Source organism: Chitinivibrionia bacterium, assembly GCA_009779925.1.
Classification (GTDB): domain Bacteria; phylum Fibrobacterota; class Chitinivibrionia; order Chitinivibrionales; family Chitinivibrionaceae; genus WRFX01.
Window position 1 is genome coordinate 1 of sequence record WRAZ01000062.1, and the last position, 7778, is coordinate 7778.

6 protein-coding genes are annotated in these 7778 nt (G+C 43.4%); 1 reads left to right on the top strand and 5 read right to left on the bottom strand.

Annotation, left to right across the window (positions count from 1 at the left end):
• The first annotated feature begins 31 nt into the window (after window positions 1-31).
• Window positions 32-166, top strand: coding sequence for an aspartate 1-decarboxylase (locus FWE23_10855; protein ID MCL2845924.1), 135 nt, complete (start codon window positions 32-34; stop codon window positions 164-166).
• A 1-nt stretch (window position 167) separates the two neighbouring features.
• On the opposite strand, the gene rpe is transcribed toward FWE23_10855, so the two are convergent.
• The 5 genes from rpe to mnmE all read right to left on the bottom strand — a co-directional run bounded on the left by rpe (window position 168) and on the right by mnmE (window position 7649).
• Window positions 168-845: a ribulose-phosphate 3-epimerase gene (gene rpe, locus FWE23_10860; protein ID MCL2845925.1), complete on the bottom strand. Its 678-nt coding sequence runs from the start codon at window positions 843-845 to the stop codon at window positions 168-170.
• Window positions 830-1501 carry a nicotinate-nucleotide adenylyltransferase gene (gene nadD / locus FWE23_10865; protein MCL2845926.1) on the bottom strand — a complete coding sequence of 224 codons (672 nt, stop codon included), beginning with the start codon at window positions 1499-1501 and terminating at the stop codon, window positions 830-832. The genes rpe and nadD overlap by 16 nt, the downstream gene beginning before the upstream one ends.
• Window positions 1458-2249, bottom strand: a complete 792-nt coding sequence (bamD, locus tag FWE23_10870; protein ID MCL2845927.1) for an outer membrane protein assembly factor BamD — start codon at window positions 2247-2249, stop codon at window positions 1458-1460. Before bamD ends, nadD begins: the two co-directional genes overlap by 44 nt.
• Window positions 2246-6109 carry a phosphoribosylformylglycinamidine synthase gene (locus FWE23_10875; protein ID MCL2845928.1) on the bottom strand — a complete coding sequence of 1288 codons (3864 nt, stop codon included), beginning with the start codon at window positions 6107-6109 and terminating at the stop codon, window positions 2246-2248. Before FWE23_10875 ends, bamD begins: the two co-directional genes overlap by 4 nt.
• A 112-nt stretch (window positions 6110-6221) precedes the next feature.
• Window positions 6222-7649: a tRNA uridine-5-carboxymethylaminomethyl(34) synthesis GTPase MnmE gene (gene mnmE / locus FWE23_10880; protein ID MCL2845929.1), complete on the bottom strand. Its 1428-nt coding sequence runs from the start codon at window positions 7647-7649 to the stop codon at window positions 6222-6224.
• Window positions 7650-7778 lie beyond the last annotated feature (129 nt).

Consider the following 7778-nt stretch of genomic DNA (forward strand, 5'->3'; position numbering starts at 1 on the left):
AGAAGGTGCGGCGGGTAGCGGCATTGTTTGTATGAACGGCGCTTGTTCTCACTTAATCAAAAAAGGTGAAGAAGTAATAATTATGGGCTACGAACTTGCCGACAAACCTTTTGAACCCAAATCTGTCCTTGCAAGCAAGGACAATAAGGTCGAGAGATTTTTATAATTTATCTGATTTTCTCAATTAAATCTGCGTAATCTTTGTTTTTTCCGAAAATATAACTTCCTGCGACAAGTGCGTCGGCGCCGTTTTCCCAGCAGATTTTTGCGGTTTCGGCATTCACTCCGCCGTCTATTTCGATTAAAAAGTCAAGATTTTGTTCTTTGCGTAAATTTACAAGGTCGCGAACTTTCTGCATAGTATCAACGATGAACTTTTGCCCGCCGAAACCTGCATAAACCGACATAATAAGCACCAAATCAATTTTATCCATAAAATCAGTGAAAAGCGAAATCGGTTTGTCGGGATTTACGCTTATCCCTACTTTTTTGCCGAGCGTCTGTATTTTTTCTATTGTTGCGGCAAGGTCGCCGCAAGCGTCTGCGTGAACGGTAATATAATCGCTTTTTGCGTTTGCGAACTGCTCAACATAACGAATAGGCTCGTTTATCATAAGGTGCGTGTCTATGAGCACGTTTTTACCCGTGTTTTTGTTAAACTCTTCGACGATTGGCGCAATCTGCTCTACAATCATTGCTCCATAACTGATGTTTGGCACAAAACTTCCGTCCATAATGTCGCAGTGTATCCAATCTGCGCCTGCTTCAAGCACTTTTTTTATGTCGGCTTCGAGATTTCTGAAATCAGCCGACAAAATAGACGGCGCAATTATTGTTTTTCGCATATTTGCTTCTCGCTTTCTTTGTATAAATTATTTTGAGTGATAAATCTTCGCACTCTGTTTTTCAGTAAATATTTGCAGGATTTACGCTCGCTTATTCGTTTTCTTATTTGCGTTGAACTTATTCCCCAATTTGGTCCTTCAAAAAACACAACTCTGTCGCTTGGCAAATTTTCGGGTAAATTCAAAGAATAATCGGGACGACAACATACGGCAAGTTTCACTTTTTCAAGTATTTCTTTCCAATTATGCCATTTTGTAAACGTGGGTAAATTGTCGCTTCCCATAATGAAAAACCAATCGTTTGCCGAAAATTCCTTTAAAAGTTGCGTTATTGTGTTTATAGTGTAAGACGGCGCCGGCATTGTCAGCTCTTTTTCCCAAATCTGAAATAAACCGTTGCCGATTACTGCGTGTTTTGTCATTTCTAAGCGTTGCGCCGGAGTAGTGCTGTTTGATACGCCTTTGAGCGGATTTACTCTTGTCGGAATAAAAAGCACTAATTCCAAACCCAATTCTTCTGCCGCCATCTGCGCCATTGCCGTATGTCCGATGTGTATCGGGTCAAAACTTCCGCCGAGTATTCCTATTTTGGAATATTTCCGCATAATTTTTTTATCCGCCTCGGTTTCTTCTTCGACCGGCGTCTCTTTCGTCATCTATGGCTCTTTGATTTATTCGTCTTCGTAAAGTTTCCGTTTCGCTTTTGAACAGTTCAGCGCTTTCGAGAGCTTCAATTATTACGAGCGCTTCGGCAAATCTGTTCGCCGCAACCAAGTTTCTTGCGAGACGTTTATTGATTTCGGGAATGCGGTTGCTGTTCGGAAATTCCTGCAATATCATTTGATAATAAATAACCGCAGACTCAAATCTTCTTATGATTTCGTAAAATTCGGCAATCATAAGTTCGCGTTCAATGAGTTTATTGCTTATTGTATCGAGAAGTATTCGGGCGGTGTCGGTAAATTCTCCGGTAGGGTATGCCGCAACAAACGCTGAAAATTCACGCTGTGCACGCCTGAGCAATCTGGGGTCGCGCTGTATTATCGGGGCGGCGTTAAAACTGCTGAGCGCAATGTAAAAGTAGGTGCGTTCGATAAACTCCGAGTGCGGAAAATCTTCTATTATCGTGCGAAATTCCAATCTCGCTTGTTCGGGTTTATTGCCGTGAAAATAGGCAAGTCCCAAGAAAAAGTAAACCGAGTCGGGGCGGTCGAATTCGCCCAAACATTGGTCGCGCACAATCGAAAGATTATTTACCGCTCGCGACCATCTCCCTCTTTCGAATGCCTCCATTCCGGATTGCATTCTTGCCATACAGCGCACTTCGCGATTTCTTCTGCGTGCAAAGCAGGGAAGAGCAATAAGCGCCACTAACAGGATTATTAATAATGTTCTAGTTTTCATTTAAAATAATTCACTCCACTTTCAAAGATTTTCTGGTCTTTATTTCCGTGTATATTTATTCCCACATATTTTCCAAATCTTTCACTATGCCCCATTTTTCCCAAAACTCGTCCGTCGGGCGAAGTAAGTGCCTCTATCGCCCAAATTGAGCCGTTGGGGTTAAACGGAAGCTTGTTTGTCGCTTCGTTCGTATTGGGATTTACGTATTGTGCGGCGATTTGTCCGCTTTTTTCCAATGTTTTAAGCCAAAATTCGCTTGCCGCAAAACGTCCCTCGCCGTGTGAAACAGGAATTGTGTGAGTGTCGCCGACTTTTACGCCCGCAAACCAAGGCGAAAGCGTTGAAGAAACACGGGTAGTTATCATTTGCGAAATATGCCTGTGGATATAGTTGTAAGTCAGAGTAGGCGAAGTTTCGTCGAGCGGACGAATTTCTCCGTAAGGCACAAGTCCTAATTTCACTAATGCTTGGAAGCCGTTGCAAATACCCAAAATAAGTCCGTCGCGATTTTTAATCAAGTCCATAACAGCGTCTGCTATTGCGGGATTTCTGAAATAGCTCGCTATAAATTTTCCGCTTCCGTCAGGCTCGTCTCCTGCTGAAAATCCGCCGGGAATTACTATTATCTGCGAATTTTTTATTTCCTCAATCGAGCGTTCAACCGATTTTACGATATTTTCAGACGACAGGTTGTTTATTATCTGCATTGAAACCGTTGCACCTGCGTTTTTGAACTGTCGAGAAGTGTCGTACTCGCAGTTTGTGCCGGGGAAAACAGGCATATACACTCGCGGCGAAGCAGTAGTCGTGCTTGCTTTTGCCTTTGGGGACTTAACTTCGCTTGAAATCGTCGGCACTGCAATATTCGGCTCTTTTGCTTTTGTTGCAAAAACACTTTCAAGCGGTGCTTCAAGCGCTGTTTGAATTTCGTCAAGCGACATTTTTATTGTGGTGTATCTGTCGTCCATAATTACAATTTGCGCGTTTTCAATGGTTTTTCCGATATGAACCAAGTCATTTTCGTTAATTTCGGTAATCTCTTCCGTGCATTCCAAAACTATTTCGCCGTAGCTGCTTGCAAACCAATCAAGTTCGTCGAAACTAGCAGTAATATCGACACCTATTCTGTTCCCCAAAGCCATTTTTGAAAGCGCGGTTAAAACTCCGCCTTTTCCGACGGTGTGCGCCGCAACAACTTTCTTTTCTCTTATGAGCCCTGTTATTTTTGAGTAGTAATCTCTCAGTTTGTCGAAATCCGGAAGCGAGTCGTAAGAAACCTTTTCGGGCATCATTCCCGCCTTGTCTGACAGCCGCAACAAATATACATCGTTTCCTGCGGCTTTAAATTCGGGCGATATTACGTATTCCGCCGAAACCGTAGATACCGCAAACGGTACAAATGTCGGAGGAACGCTTATTTCTCCGAATGTTCCGCTCATAGAATCTTTTCCGCCGATTGCGGGGATTTTTAGTTCTAACTGAATAAGAAGCGCACCTAAGAGCGCCGCGAGCGGTCGTCCCCATTTTTGCGCGTTCTCGGTTGCTTTTTGCGGGTCGAATGTCATTTTTTCGTAGTATTCTTGGAACGTGAATTTTATATTTTTGTAATCCCCGCCTGTTGCTATAGTTTTGGCTATTGTGTCTATAACTGCAAACACCGCCCCGTGAAAAGGCGACCAATTTGCTACGTCTGCGTCAAAACTGTGAGCCATAATGGTTGCGGTTTTTATATCGCCGTCAATAGCAGGCAATTTTGCCACCATAGTTTGTGCGGGCGTGGACATCGTTTTTCCGCCGAAAGGATGCAACACCGTTCCTGCTCCTACTGTCGAGTCAAAATGCTCGGTAAGTCCTCTTTGTATGCAGACGTTTAAGTCTTTTAAGGTCGCAATCCAACGTTCTTTGAAGGGTAAATTTGCAGGCGCAATATTAAACGGCGTCCAAAATCCGCCGTCTCTGCGGGTTTCCACTTTCGGCGAAATCGAAGATACTTCAACTTCTTGACCCACGCCGTTTGTGTTAAGAAAATCGCGGCGCATATTTACGATAGTTTTTCCGCGCCAAATCATTTTCATACGCGGCGACTCTTGAATAGACACGGTCGCAACTTTTACAGCGTTAAGGTTTTCTTCGGCGGCAAGACGGATAATTGTATTTAAGTCGTTCGGAGCTATGCAAATTGCCATTCTTTCCTGCGATTCCGAAATTGCAAGTTCCGTACCGTCAAGTCCTTCGTATTTTTTGGGGATTGTGTCCAAATCTATAATCATTCCGGGCGCCATTTCACCGATTGCCACGGACACACCGCCTGCTCCGAAGTCGTTGCAAAGTTTAATTTTTTGCGAAAATTCGGGATTTCTGAAAAGTCGCTGAATTTTTCTTTCCATCGGCGCATTGCCTTTTTGCACTTCCGCGCCCGATGTTTCTATTGATTTTTCGGTATGCGATTTTGACGAGCCTGTTGCACCGCCGCAACCGTCGCGCCCTGTTTTTCCGCCGATTAAAACTATAACGTCGTTATGTTCGGGTTTTCCGCGAAAAACGTTTACTTTGGGAGCCGCCGCAATAACTGCGCCGAGTTCCATACGTTTTGCTACGTAATTTTCATTGTAAATTTCGTTTACCAAGCCTGTTGCAACTCCGATTTGGTTGCCGTAAGACGAATATCCTACTGCCGCCTCGGTTGTAATTTTTCTTTGCGGAAGTTTGCCTTTAATGGTTTCCTGAATGGGTTTTCTCGGGTCTGCGGAACCTGTTATGCGCATTGCCTGATAAACGTAAGAACGCCCTGAAAGCGGGTCGCGAATACAGCCGCCCAAGCAGGTCGACGCTCCGCCCAAAGGCTCAATTTCAGTCGGGTGGTTGTGCGTTTCGTTTTTGAACATTACAAGCCACGGCTCTTTGCGACCGTCTTCAAATTCCGCTTCCACTTCGATTGAGCAGGCGTTTACTTCTTCGGTTTCTTCCACGTCGTTTACAAAGCCGTTTACGCGCAGATATTTATGCCCTATTGTCGCCACGTCCATAAGTGATTGCGGACTGCTGTTTACGTCGTCGCTGTGTACTTCTTCGCGGAGCGATATGTAGTTTCGGTAAGCGTTTCGTATGGTACTTCCGTATTTTTTCGCATCTGTTCCGCCGCCTATGGCAACCGAAGAAAATTTTGTTCTGAAAGTTGTGTGTCGGCAGTGGTCTGACCAATAAGTGTCCAATACTTTAATTTCGGTAATCGTCGGGTCGCGACGCTCAATCGCCTTAAAATATTTTTGCACGGAAATCAAGTCTTCTTTGCTCATTGCAAGACCGCGTTCTTTGTGAAATTCCTCTAATTTTTCCAAAGTGCAATGCGTAAATCCTTCTACGATTTCTACATCTGCGGGCTCTTCAAATTTGGGTATCAGCGTGGCGGGTTTTCTTTGGTGCGCAAGCTGAGAATCCACAGGATTTAACAAATAATCTTTAATTAAATTGATTTCTTTTGTGGTGAGTTCACCTTTTAATACGTAAATTTGCGCGCATCTTATTGTCGGGAGTTCGCCGTAGCACAGAAGCTGCATTGCCTGCGCCGCCGAGTCCGCTCTCTGGTCGTATTGCCCCGGAAGATATTCTGTTGCAAACGCCGTTTCTTCATCGTTTATCGGATAAATCTCTTCGTAAAGGATGTCAACGGGCGGCTCGTAAAAAATTACAGGTTTTGCCTTTTCTATGTCCTCTTTTTTCATACCTTCAATGTCGTATCGAACGATAATTCGGATGTTTTCGAGGGCAGTGATTTTTAAGTAATTTCTGATTTCTTCCAAAAGCGCAGCCGATTTTACGGCAAATTCACGTTTCTTTTCTACAAGCAGTCTAGTAACCACTATAATCTCCTGTTTCTTATTATTTTCCGCCAATTTCCTCACGCAAAATATTATTTGCCGCTTGCAAGTTGTCGTTTTTTTTGTATTTAACACATTTTTTACATAATTGCAGTTATTTTCCGATACAAAACGAATCGAAAATCTTGTTCATTATTTCGTCGGGCGCCATAAAGCCGTAAATTTCGTCTAAAACCACAAGCATTTCTCTTACTTGTTCCGCCAATATTTCTACGCCTGTGCAAAAATCACAGGTTTCAATAAGTTCGAGTAATTGTTCTGTAATTCTTAGCTCTCGTTGGCTTGTAAGGACGGTATCAAATGTTTTTTCGGGAAATTTTTCTTCGATTTCAGTACGTAATAAATCTGTAATTTCTTTTGTATCGTGATTGCCTGATGCGCTGAATTTTATGTATGGAACGGCATTTCTTCTCATAAAATCGCGTTGCACGGGGTTTTCACCTTTGTCGCTTTTGTTCAAAACGGCAATTAAGACGGGAATATTTTTAATGAGTTCGTAATCGTTTGCGTATTCTCTGTCGTATGGACTTATTACCCAAAGCGCGGCGAATGCCTTGTCGATTTCGTTTTTTGTGCGCTTTATCCCTTCGTTTTCTATGTCGTCTTCGCTTTCGTTCAGTCCTGCGGTGTCAAAAAGCCGAATAACAACGTCGTCTAAATGTACGGTTTCGGTAATTACGTCGCGGGTTGTCCCCGATTTTTCGTTCACAATTGCTCTGTTTTCGTTTAGAAGGCAGTTGAAAAGCGAGCTTTTTCCCGCATTTGTACGTCCTACCAAAAGTGTAGGAATACCGTTTGCTATTTTTTGAAGTTGTGCGTATTTCTGCTTTTGCAAGGAGAGTTTTTGCGTTATCTCAGCCAAGGTTTTTTCGATTTTCGGGCGACCGGGGGCTGTCGCTCCTACGGGATTATTGCCGTTTAATTCGTCTGTTTCGGAAAACTCGATTTCGCTTTCGAGGGCAACCATTATATTTTGCAGTTTTTCTTTTATTTCGTCAAAAAATTCAACGCCGCGCCCCATATATTGAGACATCGCGTTTTTGTGCGAGTAATAATCTTTTGCCGAAATTACCGCATTTATCGCTTCGGCTTTGTGCAGGTTTATTTTTCCGTTCAAAAACGCCCGTTTTGTAAATTCGCCTCTGCCGCCGACGACCGCGCCGAGCTCCAAAAATCGCTTGATAATTCGCTCGACGGTAATTTGCGAGCCGTGGCAAAAAATTTCCGCAACATTTTCGCCTGTAAAAGACTTAGGCGCAAAAAAAATCGTCGCCATAATGTCGTCAATAACGTCGCCGTTTTTGCCGTATATGAAATGGCGTTGCATAACGGCGTGCCGTAGGGGCGGGGTTTGCCCGCCCAAATTATTGCCGATTCTGTTTTCAGGATATGTTTCAGGGCAGGCAAACCCTGCCCCTACCGCCTTTTCAAAAATATCGACAACGTCTTTGCCGCTCATTCTTATAACAGCGATTGCTCCCTGTCCGCGTGCGCTTGATTGTGCAATTATTGTATTTTCCATACCGGTAAAATACGTTTTTTACGCGCCCAAAAGCAAGAATTTCGTATGGATTAGCGCAAAATCGCAAATTTCTTGCTCGAGACTTCGGAAATTTATTATATTGTTTCAAAAATAAAAAAAAAATCACGG